An 18167-nucleotide genomic window follows, 5' to 3' on the forward strand; every position below is an offset into this window, starting at 1 on the left:
AGAGCGTCCCGGAAGTCGGCGGCTGACCCCGCCCAAAAGTCGCTGGCTTCCTTCGACCCGGCTCATGTAAAAGCCATTTACATGAGCTGGCGCAAGGAAGAGCGCCGCGCCGAGCGCGGCTATCATCACGGTAACCTCAAGGAGGCGCTGCTGCAGGCGGCGCTCGACCTGATCGCGCAGAAGGGGGCTGCCGGCTTCACCTTTGCCGATGCGGCCCGCATGGCCGGCGTCAGCCCGGCCGCGCCCTATCGCCACTTCCGCGACCGCGATGAACTGCTGTCGAGCATCGCCCAGCGCGGCTTCGAGCAGTTCGAGGCGCAGCTCTCGGCGGCGTGGGACGACGGCCGGCCCGACACCGTCACGGCGTTCGAGCGCGTCGGCAAGGCGTATCTGGCATTTGCCCGTTCGGAGCCTGCGTTCTACTCGGCGATGTTCGAATCCGGCGTGCCGGCGGACTCCACCGCGGGCCTGTTGGCGGCGGGTGAGCGCGCTTTCGGCGTCATTCGGGCCGCCGCGGAGCGGCTGGCGGCGCTGGCGCCGCCCGGGATGCCGCGGCCGCCGGCCCTGATGATGGCGCTGCACATCTGGTCGATGGCGCATGGCATCGCCTCGCTGTTCGCGCGCGGCGATGCCGCCCGGCGCAAGCTGCCGATGTCGCCCGAGGAGCTGCTGGAGGCCGAGCTGCTGATCTATCTGCGCGGGCTCGGCTTCCCGACCGACCGCCGGCCTGCGCCGTCCTCCGCTGCCGAGCCGCCGCCGCTGCCGGACGATGACAAGCCGGCAGGGCCCTGGGGCCGCCCGAAATAAGGTTCAAAGAACGCCGAAAAATAATTCGAGCGACGCGTCAGGCGGTCGCCTTGACAAAATCCCGGGTTGAGCTAGCTATGTAAATGTTATTTACATTCACACGGCATGGCGCCGCGAATGGAGAGGGAGATGGCCTACACCGCAGATGTCAATCGTTGGCGCGGTTCGGAGGAGGAGCAGAGGTACCGGCCCCGCATGATGGAGTCGCCCTGGCATCCCGGCTGGATCGCCGTGACCGTGCTCGGCTTCATCATCTGGTGGCCGATCGGACTTGCCCTTCTCTTTTTCACACTCGGGAGCAGAAAGATGTCGTGCTGGAACGGCGGAGATCGCTGGTCGAACAAGATGGAACGGATGCAGTGGAAGATGGACCGCATGCGCGACAAGATGGAGCGCCGCGGCTTCGGCTTCGGTTTCTCGCAGCCGGCTTCGAGCGGCAACCGCGCCTTCGACGAGTACCGCATGGAGACCCTGCGGCGGCTCGAAGAGGAGCAGCAGGAGTTCCGTGACTTCCTGACCCGGCTGCGCCACGCCAAGGACAAGGAGGAGTTCGACGCGTTCATGGCCCAGCACAAGCCGCGTCCGACCCCGCCGAACGACCAGCCGCAGAGCTGATCGCCTCTCACCTGACGCCGCAGGGCTTTCAGCCCCCGCCCTGACGGCACAAGACGCCCGCCTGCGGTTCCCCGCCGGCGGGCGTTTTGCGTTCTCCGATACCGCCCGCCTGCGGCGGCTGGCCGCTGTCCGCCGCCGGCCAAAACGGTCAAGCGGCTGATCACAAAGGCTCTATCTGGCTGGTCCGGCTGGACCTTTGACCTCGGCAATACTCCGCGGTAACCCCGCCTTAACCCCGGAGGGGGTTTGGTTAAGGGGCGCTTACGCGCGCCAAGAGCCCTTGTTTTGACACGTTGGCAGAGGAAGCAGGCCGCTTATGGCTTCGGCGGGCCTCTTAAAGCGATCAGTTCAGGGTTTTCTCGCGCAGGCGCTTTCCGCCGCGACGGCATCCGGCATGGAACGGCGGCTGCATGGTCCCGGGCATCCCGGGATGATTGGTTGAGAGGATACTGCAGATGTCTGTCGATAGCGGCGGCCTGTCCCTGATCGATCTGTTCGGCAATGCCGGCTGGGTAGTTCGGATCATCATGCTCGGCCTGATCTCCTGCTCGATCTGGGTCTGGGCGATTGCGATCGACAAGATGTTCCTGTTCTCGCGGACCCGTCGCTCGATGGACCGGTTCGAGCAGGCCTTCTGGTCCGGAGAATCCATCGAGGAGCTGTACCGGGTGCTATCGGCGAAGCCGACGCAATCCATGGCGGCGTGCTTCGTGGCGGCGATGCGCGAGTGGAAGCGCTCGTTCGAGGGCCACGCGCGCTCCTTCGCCGGCCTGCAGATGCGCATCGAGAAGGTGATGAACGTGTCGATCGCGCGCGAGGTCGAGCGGCTGGAACGCCGTCTCCTGGTGCTTGCCACGGTCGGTTCCGCCGGCCCGTTCGTCGGTCTGTTCGGCACGGTCTGGGGCATCATGACCAGCTTCCAGGCGATCGCGGCTTCCAAGAACACCTCGCTGGCGGTGGTCGCGCCGGGCATCGCGGAGGCGCTGTTCGCCACTGCCATCGGCCTGATCGCGGCCATCCCGGCGACGATTTTCTACAACAAGTTCTCTTCGGAGGTGAACCGGCAGGCGCAGCGGTTGGAAGGCTTCGCAGATGAATTTTCGGCCATCTTGTCCCGTCAGATCGACGAGCGGGGATGAGGGCAGGTATAGTGGCATCCGGATCGTGAGTACCACAGCATGGGCATGAGCATGGGCAGCGCGTCCGGCGGCGGTGGTCGCCGCGGTCGGCGCAAGGCGGCCGTGATGGCGGAGATCAACGTCACGCCGATGGTCGACGTCATGCTGGTGCTGCTGATCATCTTCATGGTCGCGGCGCCGCTGCTCACCGTCAACATCCAGGTCGACCTGCCCCAGGCGCAAGGCGGCTCGGCCTCGACGGCCGACGCCAAGCCGCCGCTCGAGGTCACCGTGAAGAAGACCGGCGGCGGCTGCGCGTCGAAGGTGGACGTGTATCTCGGTGACTCGCCGATCGCGATCAACGAGCTTGGGCCGAAGATCAAGGCGATGAAGGAGGCGGGCGCCGGCGGCGGCGACAACGTCGTCAAGATCCGCGGCGATCGCGACGCCTGCTACTCCGACATGATGAAGGTGCTGGGCCTGGCGCGCGATGCCGGCTATCGCGCCAGCATCGTCGTGCTGCCGGATCAGGGCTCATGACGTCGAAGGACCTCATCCGGTTCGTGCGCACGCGCAAGGGGACGGTGCTGTCCGTCGCCCTGCACGTGCTCGTGCTGTGCTGGGGCCTGTTCAGCTTCTCCGCGCGCTCGATGGTGGCGCCGCCGGAGGACCTTGTGCCGGTCGACGTGATCTCGGAGGACAACAGCTCGAAGGCCAAGGCCGGCGCGCTGACGGGCAAGAAGGAATCCCAGAAGCTGCTGGCCGACAAGATCGGCGAGAAGAAGCCGACCGAGGACATCGTCGGCAAGGTCGATACCAAGCAGGTCACCGAGACCGACGCCGCGCCTGAGCCGCAGCCCAAGCCGGAGAAGCCGGTCGAGAAGAAGCCCGATCCGCCGAAGCCGGTCGAGAAGCAGCCGGATACGCCGAAGCCGGTGGCCGAGAAGAAGCCGGAGCCGCCGAAGCCCGCGCCGGCCGAGAAGCCGAAGCCGGAGGAGAAGAAGCCGGACCCGTTCAATCCGGACCAGATCGCCAGCGTGCTCAACAAGGACAAGGCGAAGCAGCCGCCGAAGCCGCAGGCCGCCGCCGCGCCGCCGGAGCCGCCCAAGCACAAGAGCGAGCGCAAGTTCGACGCCGAGAAGATGGCGAGCTTGATCAATCAGAAAGATCCGACGCGGCAGGCGGTCACGGGATCCGAGATCAATGCGAATGCGGCGCTGGGCTCGGTGCGAGGAACGGCAGAGGCCAATGTCGCGAGCTGGCAGGCCGCGTTCCAGGAGGCGGTCACCCGCTGCTTCAATGCGCCCTATAGCGGCGTGGATGAAGACAAGATCTCCGTTGATCTCGATATCCAGCTACGGCCGGATGGATCGCTCTTTGCTGCTCCCGCCGTCGTCGGCATGACCGGACCGTCCCGTACCGTCAGCCTGGCCATGGCGGAAAATGCCAAGCGTGCGGTCGAGAACTGTGCGCCCTACGCGTTTCTGCCGAAGAACCGGTACAATGAGTGGAAGTTGATACCCGCGACATTCAACCTCAAAATGATGAATTCGATGCGAGGCCGAACTTGACGACACCTCCGACGCGCAAGACAGGATCCACCACGCGGCGCCAGGTTCTGCTGGGCGGAGGAGCCGCCATGGCAGCCTTGGGCGCGGGGCCCGCGTTCGCGCAACGTGTGATTATCGGCCCCGGCGAGTTCAAGCCGATCCCGATCGCGATTCCGCCCTTCGTGCCCGGCGGTGCCGGCGACGCCGATGTCGGCAACGGTATCGCACAGGTGATTACCAACAATTTCAAGCGCAGCGGGTTGTTCGCGCCGGTGGACCCGGCCGCCTTTCCCGAGCGCATCAGCAATTTCGAGGCCCCGCCGCAATTCGCGAGCTGGAAGCCGCTCGATCTGCGCGGGCTCGTCACCGGCCGCGCGACGCGGCAGCCGGACGGGCGGCTGAAGGCCGAGTTTCGGCTGTGGGACCCGAACTCAGGCCAGCAGCTCACCGGCCAGCAATATGTGACGGCGCCGGAATACTGGCGGCGCATCGCACATATCATCTCGGACCAGATCTACACCCAGATGACCGGCGAGAAGGGCTATTTCGACAGCCGCGTCGTGTTCGTCGACGAGAGCGGCCCGTCCGAGCGGCGCGTCAAGCGGCTCGCGCTGATGGATCAGGACGGCGCCAACGTCCGCTACCTCACCCGCGGCGCCGACCTCGTGCTGACGCCGCGGTTCTCGCCGTCGAGCCAGGAAATCACCTACATGGAGTTCGGGCAGGGTGACCCGAGGGTCTATCTGTTCAACATCGAGACCGGCCAGCGCGAGATCGTCGGCAACTTCCCCGGCATGTCGTTCTCGCCGCGGTTCTCGCCGGACGGCCAGCGCATCATCCTCAGCCTCCAGCAGGGCGGCAACTCCAACCTGTTCGTGATGGATCTGCGCTCGCGCACGACGACGCGGCTCACCGACACGCCGGCGATCGACACCTCGCCGTGCTACTCGCCGGACGGCAGCCAGATCTGCTTTGAAAGCGATCGCGGCGGCAAACCGCAGATCTACGTGATGTCCTCCAGTGGCGGCGCAGCGCAGCGCATCTCGTTCGGCGAGGGCAGCTACTCGACGCCGGTGTGGTCGCCGCGTGGCGACTTCATCGCCTTCACCAAGCAGGGCGGCGGTCAATTCGCGATCGGCATCATGAAGACGGACGGCTCGGGCGAGCGCATCCTCACCGCCGGCTTCCACAACGAAGGGCCGACCTTCTCGCCCAACGGCCGCGTGCTGATGTTCTTCCGTGACCCCGGCGGCACCGCTGGTCCGTCGCTATATTCGATCGACGTCTCCGGCCGCTTCGAGCAGAAGGTGCCGACGCCGGGATTCGCCTCGGATCCGGCCTGGTCGCCGCTGCTGTCGTGATGGAGCGAGCCTCTGGGTCCGCTCACGTCGTGGTGGACGCGATTTTTCCAGTCGCGCGATGCGTGTTCTATGGAAAGGCATAACTATTAGTTGTAGTAGCCGGGTAGTGTTTGCCTAGTTCTCTGAATTTTCGAGCGAATTCGTGCACTTCGCGAACGCGGAAACGCTCCGCTAACGATGTTCCCTCAGAAAGACTTCACCTGCGAGCGGTAATGTTTGTGCACCGAACAGGACGCGTGCGCACGAATGCAGCTTGCCACTCAGAACGGAGAAGACGATCGAAAGTTGTCGCCTGCGATCCAGGCGGCTCTCGTCGACTCCCTCTTCCAGGATCCCGGCCCGATGTTCGCCGGCGCACTCTGCGCCGCCGTCGCCGCCGTCATGACCGCGATCAAGAGCGGCGACGTCAATCTGTGGCCGTGTGCCGCGATGCTGATCATCGCAGGGGCGTTCCGTTCGCTCGACATGCGCTACTATCGAAGCCTGTGCGACAACGGCCGCCTCACGCAGGAGGCGGTCGAGCGCTGGGAGGTTCGCTACCAGATCGGCGCCATGATCTATGCGCTGGTGCTCGGCGTCTGGTGCGTGGTCGCCCTGGTCGACAACAGCGACCCGGTGGTGCACCTGATCGCGATCACGGTGACGCTCTGCTACATGTCGGCGGGCGCGGGCCGGACCTACGGGCGGCCCTGGATATTCCACGTCCAGATCCTGCTCGCCTGCGGACCGCTCGCAGTGGCCCTCGCGATCCACGGCAGCCCTTATTACCTGGGCATGGCGGCGTTCTGCGTCCTGTTCTTCGTGTCGCTGAAACACATCTCGACCAACCTGCAGCGGATCTTCGTCCAGGCCTTCGTGGCGCGCGAAAGCGAGGCCGCACTGGCCAAGCAGTTCGATACGGCTCTGAACAACATGCCGCACGGCCTGTGCATGTTCCGCTCCGACGGGCGTCTGGCCGTGATGAACCATCGCTTCGGCCAGATGATGAGCCTGCCGGATGACATCCTGCAGCGTGGCGGCAAGGCGGCCGACATCATCAACGCCTGCGTGATTGCAGGCTCGATCTCCGCTTCGAGCGGCCGGCTGATCCTGGCCGAGATCGAGCACACCAAGACCCATAATGTCATTACCAGCGATCCCGACGTCGCGCGCGACCGGTCGCTGTCCTGGACCTTCCAGCCGATGGCCGACGGCGGCGCCGTGGTCCTGCTCGAGGACATCACCGAGCGCCGGCATGCCGAGGCGCGCATCTCGCATCTGGCGCGCTACGACGAGCTCACGACCTTGCCGAACCGCGTCAGCTTCCGCGACGAGATCGAACGGCTGCTCAGGATTCCGCAGCGGCACGGCGAATTGTCCGCGCTGCTGTTCGTCGATCTCGACCGCTTCAAGCAGGTCAACGACACGCTCGGCCACCCCTGCGGCGATCAACTGCTCTGCGCGGTCTCCGAGCGGCTGCGCGACATGCTGCGTCCTGAAGACTTTGTCGCGCGCTTCGGCGGCGACGAGTTCGTGGTGTTCCAACGCAACATCCGCTCCAACGACGACGCGGCGATGCTGGCGCGCCGGATCGTCGACCAGCTCAGCGAGCGCTACAAGATCGACAATCACCTGGTCGAGATCGGCGCCAGTGTCGGCATCGCCATGACCGCGCCGGGGATCAGCGCCGACACCCTGCTGAAGAATGCCGACATGGCGCTGTATCGCGCCAAGGCGGAGGGACGCGGCACCTTCTGCTTCTTCCGCGATGAACTCGCCCAGACGGTGGAAGCACGCCGCATCCTCGAGCTCGACCTGCGCAAGGCGCTGGCGAACGAGGAGTTCGAGCTGTTCTACCAGCCGCTGGTCAACCTGAAGTCCGGCAAGATCTCGACCTGCGAGGCGCTGCTGCGCTGGAACCACCCGGTGCGCGGCACGGTCTCGCCGGTCGACATCATTCCCGTCGCCGAGGACATGGGCCTGATCGTCGATCTCGGCCGCTGGATCCTGCGCAAGGCCTGCCTGGAATGCATGAAATGGCCGGATGCGGTCAGCGTCGCCGTCAACTTCTCGCCGCAGCAGTTCCATCAGCGCGATGTGCTCAGTGAGGTCCGCTACGCGCTCGAAGTGTCCGGGCTGCCGCCGCATCGGCTCGAGATCGAGATCACCGAATCCTCGCTGTTGCGCAACACTCAGCTCACCCACGATGTGCTGTCGCAGCTGCACATGCTCGGGGTCCGTATTTCGCTCGATGATTTCGGCACCGGCTATTCGAGCCTCAGCTATCTGCACAACTTCCCGTTGGAGAAGGTCAAGATCGATCGCTCTTTCCTCGAAGGCATCGACAGCGATCGGCCGCTGACCCTGTTGCGCGGTGTCGCAAGATTGTCCGCCGATCTCGGCATGTCGGTGGTGGTGGAGGGCATCGAGACCAACGAGCAGCTCGAACTGGTCAGCGCCGACGGTACGGTCACCGAGGCGCAGGGCTATCTGTTCAGCCGGCCCGTCCCCGCCATCCGCATCCGGCAGCTCCTGAATGCATCGCATGGGCGCCGTTCGAGCGACGGGGCGATCGCGGCCGCCGGCGGGACACGTTCGATCGCTTGATCGCCCGACCTCCGCCTTGATGCGGTGGTGCCGGGAAAGACCGACCAGTGCTGAAGGCGGCTCTGTGCGCAGCATCCCGCCGGTCCGAGCATGGCTCGTATGGGAATGGCAATGTAACAACCCCACGTCGCATCGTTCGGAAACATCGCACGTGCATGCCAAGCGAATCCGTTTCGATTTGATACGCAAGTGATCCGAAGCAATCGTCCAGCGTAGCATCCAATCCCGTAAGTCACGGTTACGCCTCCGGGATTCTACGTGCCGTTAACTTTGTACCGGCGAAAGCTTTGCGTCGGCATTAACCCGCTGTTAAGCTCATACTGCTCGTAGGAGTTGTGTGAAAAGGGGTTACGGATGAAGTCGGCGGCTAGAGTGAGTGCCGTTGCTGAGCAGAAGTCGGATGTGCTGGAGAACGTGGACTATCGACTGGCGTTGACTGCTGAAGACAAGGACGAGATCTATCGGCTGCGCTACCGCGCCTACCTGCGTGAAGGCGCCATCCTGCCGTCGCCCAGCGAACGCGTCAGCGACGAATATGACGATCTTCCCAACAGCTTCATCTTCGGCGTCTACGTCAATGGCGAGCTCTACAGCTCGATCCGCATCAGCGTGCTGAACTCGCAATGGCGCCGATCGCTGTCCTCGGACATGTTCGCCGACCTGCTGCATCCCGAGCTTGATCGCGACAAGGTCATCATCGACCCGACACGGTTCGTCGCCGACCATGAGAAGGCGCGGCTGTTTCCGGCGCTTCCCTATGTGACCGTCCGGCTCGGCTACGTTGCCTGCGCCCATTTCAATGCGGACATCGGTCTCGCCAACGTGCGCCCCGAGCATCGTGCGTTCTACAAGAAGGTGTTCCTGCAGGAACCATGGGGTGAACCGCGGCTCTACTCCGGTCTCACCAAGCCGGTCGGCCTGGTGGCGGCGCATTATCCTTCGATCCGCGATCGCGTGTTCCAGCGCTTTCCGTTCATGCGATCGAGCGCGTTCGAGCGACGGATGCTGTTCGATCGTCCGGCGCCGGACGCCTTCACTGATTCGTTCAGGATTCACGCGGTCGCGAGGGCCGGCTGATCGTCGGCCGATATCGGGGCCAGCTCGGCCGTCCGGCCGGTTCGCACCGTGGCAGCGATGCAAAAATCAGCGAAAAAGCGCCCTGCTGCAGGCGCTGAGCGGCTTGCCTTCACCCTGGCGCCACATTTACAACCCATTAACCATCGCGGTCGCTTTTCGGGTTTCGTTAGCATTTGACGGGGTTCGGCAAGACCCCATCAAGGTTGACGGAACGTTCGCTTAACCATCGCCCTGTAGACCGGATGGCAGTCTAAGAACGTGAGCGTGGAGGCTCCGGGAATGAAATATCAGATGCGTATCCTCCAGGGATTGAAGTTGGCCGCCGTGCTGGCCGTGGCGCTGTCGATGGGCGCCTGCGCCAACAAGAATCTCACCGGGGCCGACGGGGCGATGGCCAGCGCTGCGACTCCAGGCAGCCAGCAGGACTTCGTCGTGAATGTCGGCGATCGCGTCTTCTTCGAGAGCGATCAGACCGATCTCACGCCGCAGGCGATCGCGACCTTGGAGAAGCAGGCGCAGTGGCTGCAAAGCTATCCGCGCTACTCCTTCACGATCGAGGGCCACGCCGACGAGCGCGGCACCCGCGAGTACAACATTGCGCTGGGCGCGCGGCGCGCGCAGTCGGTCCGCAACTTCCTGGCGTCGCGCGGCATCGACCAGGGCCGCATGCGCACGATCTCCTACGGCAAGGAGCGGCCGGTGGCGGTCTGTAACGACATCTCGTGCTGGTCGCAGAACCGCCGTGCGGTGACGGTCCTGAACGCCAGTTCATAAAGCTGAACGAATCCGTTGCTGATGAAGCCGGCGTCGCCCATCGACGCCGGCTTCGTCGTTTGTTGTCGGCGGGTCTCGGCCGGACTTGGTATTTTCTTCGCTTGAACGTCATTTGTATCCGTCGCATTTCTGCTTTACAGCCACGCTCACAGGCCTGTTTTCAACGTCTCGCCGATCTGGTCGTCAGGGCAGCATGTCGTTCATGTTTCTTCCACGGAGCGCCGCCGCGATCCTCGCCGCGCTCGTCATTTTCTCGTGCCAGGCATTTTCGTCGCGGGCGCTCGCCCAGACCGATGATGATGATCCCGAGATCCGGATTCAGCGGCTCGAAAATCAGCTCCGGCAACTGACCGGTCAGAACGAGGAGCTGCAATATCGCAATCGCCAGCTCGAGGAGCGGCTGCGACAACTGCAGGGCGCAGCACCTGGGGGCGCCGCCGCGGCGCAGCCGACCGCGGCCGCGCCGGCGCAGGCCAATCCCGCCTACGGCCAGGCTGCTCAGCCGGCCAACGGCCAGCAGCAATATGGCCAGCAGCCGTACGGCCAGCCGCAACAGGCCTATCCCCAGCAGCAGCCGGGCTACGCGCAGCCGCAGGCCGGCGCGCCGGTGCAAATCGTCCAGGAGCCCGCGGCCCCTGGCCGGGGCCGCCGCGGCGATGCGTTCGATCCGAGCCAGAATCCGACGGCTCCCGGCGCCCCGCAAGCGCTCGGCGGCGGCCAGTTGCCGATCCAGCCGGGTGGCGGCCAGCCCGCCGGCCGTCCCGCCGGCGATCCCACGACTCTCGCCAACACGGGCGGTCGCTATCCCCAGGGTGCGCCGCCGGCCGCCGCTCCCGGCGCTGGCGGACTGGAAACCGCGCCGCCGCGGCAGACGCCGCGCGACGAATACGACCTCGGCATCGGCTACATGCAGCGCCGCGACTACGCGCTGGCCGAGCAGACGATGCGCAACTTCACCCAGAAATATCCGAACGATCCGATGGTCGGCGACGCGCAATACTGGCTCGGCGAGAGCTTCTACCAGCGTCAGCAATATCGCGATGCCGCCGAGGTCTTCCTCGCCGTGACGACGAAATACGAGAAGTCGGGCAAGGCGGCGGATGCGCTGCTCCGGCTCGGCCAGTCGCTGGCCGCGCTGAAGGAGAAGGAGGCCGCCTGCGCCGCGTTCGGCGAAGTGACGCGTAAATATCCGCGCGCCTCGGCGGGCGTGAAGGCGACCGTCGATCGCGAGCAGAAGCGGGTGAAGTGCTGAACGTCCCCGGGCGAGGGTAGCCTCTCGCCTATAATCGGCGAGGCGGGTAGGCTGCGGCGCCATGTCCAAGGCCCGTTCCGAAGCCGATCCTGCGATCTCCGCAGCCGAAGCCGAGCGCCTGTTCGCCCCGCTTTCGGGGGCGCCCGCGCTGGTGCTCGCCGTGTCGGGCGGTCCGGATTCGATGGCTCTGATGTGGCTCGCGGCGCAGTGGCGCGCGGGGCTCGCGCAGGGGCCGCGCCTTGTGGCCGTGACGGTCGACCATGCGCTGCGGCGCGAGTCCGCCCGTGAAGCCCGCATGGTGAAGGAGACCGCGCGCAGGCTGGCAATTCCACATCGGACCCTGCGCTGGAACGATGAGAAGCCGGACACTGGGATTCCCGAAGCGGCGCGCCTGGCAAGATATCGCCTGCTGGCACGCGCCGCGCGGCAGGCTGGCGCCGGACACGTCGTCACCGCCCACACCCGTGACGACCAGGCCGAGACCGTGCTGATGCGGCTCTTGCGCGGCAGCGGCATCGCGGGGCTCGCGGCGATGGCACCGCTCAGCGAGCGTGAAGGGCTGTTGCTGGCGCGGCCTCTGCTCGACGTTGCCAAGGCCAGGCTGGTGGCGACGCTGCGCTCGGCCGGCATCCCTTTCGCAGATGATCCGACCAATCAAGATCCCGCCTTCACCCGGCCGCGGCTGCGCGCCCTGATGCCGGCTCTGGCCGCCGAGGGCGGCGATGCCCGGACGCTGGCGACGCTGGCCGACCGGCTGGGGCGGGCCAATGCCGCGATCGAATTGATGGTGGATGGCGCCGAACGCTATCTTGCACTGCGCGCGGCCGGGAGCAGGCCGGTGGGCGCGATTCACGGCGAGACCTTCGAGGCGCGCGCCTTTGTCGCACTTCCAGCCGAAATCCGGCTGAGGCTGCTGATGCGCGCGATCAACCGCGTTGGAACCGAAGGTCCCGTGGAACTCGGCAAGGCAGAGTCGCTGCTGGCGCGGCTGGACCGGACTCTTGCGGAGATCGCAGATGGTGGTACGTCTGCTCCGGGCAGGCTAAAACAGACCCTGGCTGGTGCACTGGTAAGCATGACGAGAGAGACGATCCGCATCACGCCCGCGCCGCCGCGGCGGTCGCGCGGGGTCTGAAGCGGCTCACCGCCTTCGCGGACGCTTAACCACCTGCCTTGGCGGCGCTTTCCCGCGCCATTTTTTGAGCGGGAATCGGGCTAGGATGCGATAAATAGTCCTTTCTAGTTCCCTTGGCATTGCGGCGAGTGGTACCTAGATTACGAGATGGTCGACCGGGGGATTCCCTCGTGGCTACCCAGGGATGAGTCCGAGGACGAACGGCCGCGATCCGCGCGACCACGAAGGAAAATCGATGAACGCCAATCTGCGCAATTTCGCCCTTTGGGTCATTATTGTCCTGTTGCTGTTGGCGCTGTTCACACTCTTCCAGAACCCGGGGCAACGCGCGTCGTCGACCGACATCAACTTCTCGCAGCTGTTGACCGAGGTCGATCAGGGCAATGTGCGCGACGTCGTGATCCAGGGGCCGGAGATTCACGGCACCTTCAAGAACGGCTCGTCGTTCCAGACCTACGCGCCGAGCGATCCGAACCTCGTGAAGCGCCTGTACGACGCCAAGGTCAACATCCAGGCCAAGCCGCCCGGCGACAACGTGCCGTGGTTCGTGTCGCTGCTGGTGTCGTGGCTGCCCTTCATCGCGCTGATCGGCGTCTGGATCTTCCTCTCCCGGCAGATGCAGGGCGGCGCCGGCAAGGCGATGGGCTTCGGCAAGTCGCGCGCCAAGATGCTGACCGAGGCGCATGGCCGGGTGACGTTCGAGGATGTCGCGGGCGTCGACGAGGCCAAGCAGGACCTGCAGGAGATCGTCGAATTCCTGCGCGATCCCGGCAAATTCCAGCGGCTCGGCGGCCGCATCCCGCGCGGCGTGCTGCTGGTCGGCCCTCCCGGCACCGGCAAGACGCTGATCGCGCGCGCCGTCGCTGGCGAAGCCAACGTGCCGTTCTTCACCATTTCGGGTTCTGACTTCGTCGAGATGTTCGTCGGCGTCGGCGCCAGCCGCGTCCGCGACATGTTCGAGCAGGCCAAGAAGAACGCGCCCTGCATCATCTTCATCGACGAGATCGACGCTGTCGGTCGTCATCGCGGCGCCGGTCTCGGCGGCGGCAATGACGAGCGCGAGCAGACCCTCAACCAGCTGCTGGTCGAGATGGACGGCTTCGAGGCCAATGAGGGCGTGATCCTGATCGCGGCCACCAACCGGCCCGACGTGCTCGATCCGGCGCTGATGCGTCCCGGCCGCTTCGACCGCCAGGTCGTGGTCTCGAACCCCGACATCATCGGCCGCGAGCAGATCCTCAAGGTTCACGTCCGCAAGGTGCCGCTGGCGCCGGACGTCAACCTCAAGACCATCGCCCGCGGCACCCCCGGCTTCTCCGGCGCCGACCTGATGAACCTCGTCAACGAGGCTGCTCTGACCGCCGCTCGCCGCAACAAGCGGATGGTAACGCAGTCCGAGTTCGAGGAGGCCAAGGACAAGGTGCTGATGGGCGCCGAGCGCCGCTCGATGGTCATGACCGAGGAAGAGAAGATGCTGACCGCCTATCACGAGGCGGGACATGCGATCGTCGGCCTCAACGTCCCGAGCCACGACCCGATCCACAAGGCGACCATCATTCCGCGCGGCCGCGCGCTCGGCATGGTGCAGTCGCTGCCCGAGGCCGACCGCCACTCGCATACCCGTGAGTGGTGCGTCTCGAAGCTTGCGATGATGTTCGGCGGCCGCGAGGCCGAGGTGCAGAAGTTCGGTCCGGAGAAGGTGACCAACGGCGCCACCGGCGACATCCAGCAGGCCACCAACCTCGCTCGTGCGATGGTGATGGAGTGGGGCATGTCCGACAAGCTCGGCCGCGTCCGCTACCAGAGCAACGAGCAGGAGGTCTTCCTGGGTCATTCGGTGGCGCGCTCGACCAACATCTCCGACGATACCGCCCGCCTGATCGACTCCGAAATTCGCGGCCTGATCGAGGCCGGCGAGCAGGAGGCGCGCCGCATCATCACCGAGAAGCGCGACGACTGGGAAGCGATCGCCCAGGCGCTGCTCGAATACGAGACGCTGACCGGCGAGGAGATCAACGACCTCCTGAAGGGCAAGAAGCCGAACCGCGAATCGGCGATCGAGCCGTCGACGCCACGGGCGTCGGCCGTGCCGCCGGCCGGCAAGCCGCGGCCGCGGCCCGATCCGGGCCTGGAGCCGCAGCCTCAGGCGTGAGCCAGGGTTGATATGCAACGGACATCCGGCGGTCAGCCCGTCTGATCCGGAAGATTAAGAGAAACGACAGGCCCGGCTTGCAGCCGGGCCTTTTGTTTGCTTGGAGATCGGTGCCGGCGGTGGTCCGAACCGCAGGTTATGAGCGTGGGAGAAGTCCGTGTGTTGACGGGGTTGCCGCGGACCGCATCCAGCGGCGCCGCGCGCATCACGGCTTGTCGAACCAGGCCTTCCACTGCGGGACGGCGGTCGCGAACGTGCCGCGATGGCTGGTCGGCCCGGTCGACACCGCCTCGACCTTGCTGTTACCGGCCCCGATCGCCTGCTGGTAGGTCATCGCCAGGCGGCCGAGACCGGTCGAGATCGCCTCGTCGGTCTCACCGTAATAGTTGCGCACCGGCGTCTTGATGATCCAGCGATAGGCCTGCGTCTGCGCGACCAGGCGGCCGTAGGCCGACGCCGCGAAATACTCCGCATCGAAATAGTCGGGCTTGAGCAGCTTGTGCAGATCGGTCGGGACGTCGGCGACGTTGAAGGGCTCGCGCTCATAGGCCTTGCGCGCCACATCGTAGTAGCTGTCGCTGATCACCGAGCGCGCCAGCCCCGGCACCGCATAGTAGTTCTCGAACGCGAACGCCGACAGGATGAACAGCGAATTGACCCAGGCGGCGTCGTTCTTGCGCGGGAAGCTGAGGAAGCCGTTGAGCGCCACGGACACGTCGACAGGGGCGCTCGCGGTCGCCGCCGCCGTCACCGGCACGCCGGCGCTTTCGAGCTTCTCGAGAAAGGCCATGGTCACGAAGCCGCCTTGCGACCAGCCGGCGATGTCGAGCCTGGCGCTCGTCAGCTTCATCTGGTCGAGCACGGCGCGGCTCGCCCGCAGCATGTCGTAGGTGGCCTGCTGATGGCTGGCCTTCACCATGTAGCCTTCTGGCTCGGTCGAGATGCCCATTCCGAAATAGTCGGCGCCGATCAGCAGATAGCCTTGCCCCGCGAACTGCGCGATCATCAGCTGGGTCTCGGGCGACTGCTCCGGAAACGACGGCACCTCCTGCTTCCCGTACACCGTGCCGTGCTGATAGGACACCATCGGCAGGCTGGTCTCGCCGGTCTCGGGCACCGCGAGCAGGCCGCTCGCCGTGATCGGCTTGTTGCCGCGCTCGGGGATGACGGACGCATAGGTGACGCGATAGAGCCGGACGGCGTTGCGGGCCGGGGTGTAGGTCACCGAAACGCCCGCGAATTTCGGCGTGTCGACGGTGAGGATGGTGTTCAGCCGGGCGACGTCCCAGCGGGCCAGATATTCATAGCTGACGTCGGAGGAGACGCGCACGGGCCCCTTGTCCTGGGCGCGGGTTGCGGCCGGCCAAATGACGCAGACGAGCAGTGCGATGAGAGCGCGATGAACGAACATGGGATCTCCCCGGCCTGCCGCCGTTGGTTGCATTCGGACCCTGCGATACAGTTTGCGAGTAAACAATCGGTGCGGCGCCGGCAGTCGCGCGCCGTTGCCCGCGTTTAAGCCTTCTTCAAGCGTCCGCGCCTATGTCTCGATCGGGAATGCATCCATGCAGCGCGGGGCGAGGTCCAGATGGCCGACAATCCTGATGCCGCCGCGATCCCATCGCAGCGTCGTGACGTTCCGCTCGGCCTGTTCGCGGCCTGCTTTGCGCTCGCCTGCATCAACGCCTCGTTCTTCCCGGCCGGACTGTGGTCGGGCACCTGGATCTGGGACCAGGCCGGGCTCGGCATTCCGACGGACTTCGTCAATGTCTGGGCGGCCGGCAAGCTCGCGCTGCAGGGACATCCGGCGCTGGCCTGGGACTGGGACGTGCAGCGCCAGGTCGAGCTCGCTCTGCTGCGGCAGGATTTTCCGGGCTACTTCGCCTGGCACTACCCGCCGCCATTCCTGTTCGTCGCGGCGTTCCTGGCGCAATTTCCCTACACGCTCGCCTTTGTCGGCTGGGTCTATGCCAGCTTCGTTCCCTATGCGCTCGCGATGCGCGCGATCGTCGGCCGCGGCTTCGGCCTGCTGCTTGCAGCCGGCTTTCCGGCCCTGTTCTCGAACGCGCTGGTCGGGCAGAACGGATGCCTCACCGCCGCGCTCGTCGGCGGCACACTCTATCTGCTGCCGGTGCGGCCGGTGCTGGCGGGGATCTGTCTCGGCCTGCTGACCTACAAGCCGCAATATGGCCTGCTCTTCCCGATCGTGCTGATCGCCACCCAGCGCTGGACAGCCTTCATCTCTGCGAGCGTCACCGCCATCGTGCTGGCGCTGCTGTCATGGCTCGCCTTCGGGTTGGAGAGTTGGCAGGCCTTCTTGCATTGGCTGCCGATGTTCTCGCAGGCGTTCCTGACCGAGGGCAAGGCGACCTGGTGGAAGCTGCAGAGCCTGTTTTCGCTGGTACGCTATTTCGGCGGCTCGGAAGCGCTCGGCTGGACCTTCCAATGGGTGCTGACCGCGGCCGTTGCGATCGCGCTGGTGATGCTGTGGCGCAGCCCCGTGCGCTATGCTCTGAAGGCGGCCGCGCTGGCCGTCGGACTGCTGCTGACGACGCCTTATCTGTTCATGTACGACATGATGGTTCAGGCCATCGCCGTGGCGTGGCTGGTGCGGATCGGCCTCGCCGAGGGCTTTCGCCGCTACGAGCTGCCCGCGCTCGGCGGCATCGCGGCGCTTCAGATCACGTTCATGCTGTCCGGGATTCCGCTTGGGCTCGCCGCCAATCTGATCATGGCCGGCTTGGTGCTGGCGCGCGCCGGCTCGTGGTGGCGTCGGCAGCCGGCGCCCGCCGGCATGGCGCTCGCGCACGCCTGACGCATCGATCGCGCAGCACAGGGTCATGATTTCTCTTGTCTTATCGCGTGAACAAGTGTTCAGTTCTTCCCAGCCATTTGTGAGGTCGATCCTCCAAAAACACTGAACCAGCGTTCGCCGGGTGCCCTGGACGAGCGCGTCCGGGACGAGAAACGCCATGGTCTATCGGCGAACCCATCAGGTCGTGAAGCGGCTGGCGGCCCGCCGCAGTGCGATTCTGGCAGCCGCTCGCGAGACTGCTGCAGAAGGCGGCATGTCGGCCGTCCAGATCGCCCCGGTGGCGATCCGGGCCAATGTCGCAGCCGGCACCGTCTATCGCTACTTTCCTTCCAAGGCCGATCTGATCTCGGAGCTGATCGCGGAAGTCTCGCGCGACGAACTCGCTGCCGTCCGGCGCGCCGCCGATGCCGCGCCCGGTCCGTCCTCGGCCCTGGCTGCCGCGGTATCCACGGTGGCAGTGCACATCCTGTCGCAGCGCAAGCTTGCCTGGGGTATCCTGGCCGAGCCGGTCGACGTCGACGTGACGGCGTCACGGATCGCGAGCCGCCGCGAGATCGTCGGCGAGATCGCCTCGCGGATCGACGCGGCCGTCCGTGCCGGCCACCTTCCGGCGCAGGACACCCAGTTGGCCGCGACCGCGCTGCTCGGCGCGCTGCACGAGGCGCTGGTGGGGCCGCTGGCGACCGAGAATCCCGACGACCCTGCCAAACTCCGCGACACCGTTCAGGCGGTCACCCTGCTGGCGCTGCGCGCGGTCGGCGTCATGGATGCGCGTGCGCGCGGTCTCGTCGTGCAGGCCGTGCTGCCGGTCAGGAGCCTGGTCGGCGCGTAGTCCGCGTCACCCATGCCTGTCGGGCAAGGCCGCGCTTAAGCAAGGATTCACCCGTCGCGGCGATGGTGGGGGCTGGCGCGCCGCGAGAGGGCC

Annotated in this window: 15 protein-coding genes; 14 read left to right on the forward strand and 1 reads right to left on the reverse strand. The window is 65.8% G+C overall.

Annotation, left to right across the window (positions count from 1 at the left end):
* Window positions 1–81: 81 nt before the first annotated feature.
* The 12 genes from QX048_RS21935 to ftsH all read left to right on the forward strand — a co-directional run bounded on the left by QX048_RS21935 (window position 82) and on the right by ftsH (window position 14427).
* The gene (locus tag QX048_RS21935) at window positions 82–807 is read left to right on the forward strand and encodes a TetR/AcrR family transcriptional regulator (protein ID WP_315717586.1); all 726 of its coding nucleotides are present in this window, start codon (window positions 82–84) and stop codon (window positions 805–807) included.
* A 129-nt stretch (window positions 808–936) separates the two neighbouring features.
* Window positions 937–1422 carry a DUF2852 domain-containing protein gene (locus QX048_RS21940; RefSeq protein WP_315717585.1) on the forward strand — a complete coding sequence of 162 codons (486 nt, stop codon included), beginning with the start codon at window positions 937–939 and terminating at the stop codon, window positions 1420–1422.
* Between the two features lie 455 nt (window positions 1423–1877).
* Window positions 1878–2561: a protein TolQ gene (gene tolQ / locus QX048_RS21945; protein WP_315717584.1), complete on the forward strand. Its 684-nt coding sequence runs from the start codon at window positions 1878–1880 to the stop codon at window positions 2559–2561.
* A gap of 39 nt (window positions 2562–2600) precedes the next feature.
* The gene (locus tag QX048_RS21950; RefSeq protein WP_315717583.1) at window positions 2601–3080 is read left to right on the forward strand and encodes a biopolymer transporter ExbD; all 480 of its coding nucleotides are present in this window, start codon (window positions 2601–2603) and stop codon (window positions 3078–3080) included.
* Entirely contained in the window at window positions 3077–4111 is a 1035-nt protein-coding gene (locus tag QX048_RS21955; protein WP_315717582.1) for a protein TolA, read from the forward strand. Before QX048_RS21950 ends, QX048_RS21955 begins: the two co-directional genes overlap by 4 nt.
* A 68-nt stretch (window positions 4112–4179) precedes the next feature.
* Window positions 4180–5451 (forward strand): Tol-Pal system beta propeller repeat protein TolB, encoded by a 1272-nt coding sequence (tolB, locus tag QX048_RS21960; RefSeq protein ID WP_315717581.1) that lies wholly within the window; start codon window positions 4180–4182, stop codon window positions 5449–5451.
* Window positions 5452–5697: 246 nt separating this feature from the next.
* On the forward strand, window positions 5698–8037 hold the full coding sequence (locus tag QX048_RS21965) for a putative bifunctional diguanylate cyclase/phosphodiesterase (protein WP_315826695.1): 2340 nt from the start codon (window positions 5698–5700) through the stop codon (window positions 8035–8037).
* A 354-nt stretch (window positions 8038–8391) separates the two neighbouring features.
* Window positions 8392–9114 carry an N-acyl amino acid synthase FeeM domain-containing protein gene (locus tag QX048_RS21970; protein WP_315826696.1) on the forward strand — a complete coding sequence of 241 codons (723 nt, stop codon included), beginning with the start codon at window positions 8392–8394 and terminating at the stop codon, window positions 9112–9114.
* A gap of 279 nt (window positions 9115–9393) precedes the next feature.
* Window positions 9394–9888 carry a peptidoglycan-associated lipoprotein Pal gene (gene pal, locus QX048_RS21975; protein ID WP_172133860.1) on the forward strand — a complete coding sequence of 165 codons (495 nt, stop codon included), beginning with the start codon at window positions 9394–9396 and terminating at the stop codon, window positions 9886–9888.
* A gap of 202 nt (window positions 9889–10090) precedes the next feature.
* The gene (gene ybgF, locus QX048_RS21980; RefSeq protein ID WP_315826697.1) at window positions 10091–11140 is read left to right on the forward strand and encodes a tol-pal system protein YbgF; all 1050 of its coding nucleotides are present in this window, start codon (window positions 10091–10093) and stop codon (window positions 11138–11140) included.
* A 61-nt stretch (window positions 11141–11201) separates the two neighbouring features.
* Window positions 11202–12275, forward strand: coding sequence for a tRNA lysidine(34) synthetase TilS (gene tilS / locus QX048_RS21985; protein WP_315826698.1), 1074 nt, complete (start codon window positions 11202–11204; stop codon window positions 12273–12275).
* A 235-nt stretch (window positions 12276–12510) separates the two neighbouring features.
* The gene (gene ftsH / locus QX048_RS21990) at window positions 12511–14427 is read left to right on the forward strand and encodes an ATP-dependent zinc metalloprotease FtsH (RefSeq protein ID WP_315717576.1); all 1917 of its coding nucleotides are present in this window, start codon (window positions 12511–12513) and stop codon (window positions 14425–14427) included.
* A 205-nt stretch (window positions 14428–14632) separates the two neighbouring features.
* On the opposite strand, the gene QX048_RS21995 is transcribed toward ftsH, so the two are convergent.
* A complete protein-coding gene (locus QX048_RS21995) occupies window positions 14633–15838 on the reverse strand; it encodes an alpha/beta hydrolase family protein (protein WP_315826699.1) in 1206 nt (401 codons plus the stop codon).
* A gap of 177 nt (window positions 15839–16015) precedes the next feature.
* Here QX048_RS21995 and QX048_RS22000 point away from each other — a divergent pair, with 177 nt between their 5' ends.
* Together QX048_RS22000 and QX048_RS22005 are read left to right on the forward strand one after the other, a co-directional pair.
* Window positions 16016–17242, forward strand: coding sequence for a glycosyltransferase family 87 protein (locus QX048_RS22000; RefSeq protein ID WP_315826700.1), 1227 nt, complete (start codon window positions 16016–16018; stop codon window positions 17240–17242).
* Between the two features lie 157 nt (window positions 17243–17399).
* Window positions 17400–18074 (forward strand): helix-turn-helix domain-containing protein, encoded by a 675-nt coding sequence (locus QX048_RS22005; protein ID WP_315717573.1) that lies wholly within the window; start codon window positions 17400–17402, stop codon window positions 18072–18074.
* Window positions 18075–18167 lie beyond the last annotated feature (93 nt).

This window comes from Bradyrhizobium sp. SZCCHNS30572, from assembly GCF_032484415.1.
GTDB lineage: Bacteria > Pseudomonadota > Alphaproteobacteria > Rhizobiales > Xanthobacteraceae > Bradyrhizobium.

Coding starts and splice junctions, on each gene's coding strand:
- tilS (WP_315826698.1), top strand. CDS start 11,202: ATGTCCAAGGCCCGTTCCGAAGCCGATCCTGCGATCTCCGCAGCCGAA.
- ybgF (WP_315826697.1), top strand. CDS start 10,091: ATGTTTCTTCCACGGAGCGCCGCCGCGATCCTCGCCGCGCTCGTCATT.
- QX048_RS21965 (WP_315826695.1), top strand. CDS start 5,698: ATGCAGCTTGCCACTCAGAACGGAGAAGACGATCGAAAGTTGTCGCCT.
- QX048_RS21955 (WP_315717582.1), top strand. CDS start 3,077: ATGACGTCGAAGGACCTCATCCGGTTCGTGCGCACGCGCAAGGGGACG.
- QX048_RS22005 (WP_315717573.1), top strand. CDS start 17,400: ATGGTCTATCGGCGAACCCATCAGGTCGTGAAGCGGCTGGCGGCCCGC.
- pal (WP_172133860.1), top strand. CDS start 9,394: ATGAAATATCAGATGCGTATCCTCCAGGGATTGAAGTTGGCCGCCGTG.
- QX048_RS21995 (WP_315826699.1), bottom strand. CDS start 15,838: ATGTTCGTTCATCGCGCTCTCATCGCACTGCTCGTCTGCGTCATTTGG.
- QX048_RS21950 (WP_315717583.1), top strand. CDS start 2,601: ATGGGCATGAGCATGGGCAGCGCGTCCGGCGGCGGTGGTCGCCGCGGT.
- QX048_RS22000 (WP_315826700.1), top strand. CDS start 16,016: ATGGCCGACAATCCTGATGCCGCCGCGATCCCATCGCAGCGTCGTGAC.
- QX048_RS21940 (WP_315717585.1), top strand. CDS start 937: ATGGCCTACACCGCAGATGTCAATCGTTGGCGCGGTTCGGAGGAGGAG.
- tolB (WP_315717581.1), top strand. CDS start 4,180: ATGGCAGCCTTGGGCGCGGGGCCCGCGTTCGCGCAACGTGTGATTATC.
- QX048_RS21970 (WP_315826696.1), top strand. CDS start 8,392: ATGAAGTCGGCGGCTAGAGTGAGTGCCGTTGCTGAGCAGAAGTCGGAT.
- QX048_RS21935 (WP_315717586.1), top strand. CDS start 82: ATGAGCTGGCGCAAGGAAGAGCGCCGCGCCGAGCGCGGCTATCATCAC.
- tolQ (WP_315717584.1), top strand. CDS start 1,878: ATGTCTGTCGATAGCGGCGGCCTGTCCCTGATCGATCTGTTCGGCAAT.
- ftsH (WP_315717576.1), top strand. CDS start 12,511: ATGAACGCCAATCTGCGCAATTTCGCCCTTTGGGTCATTATTGTCCTG.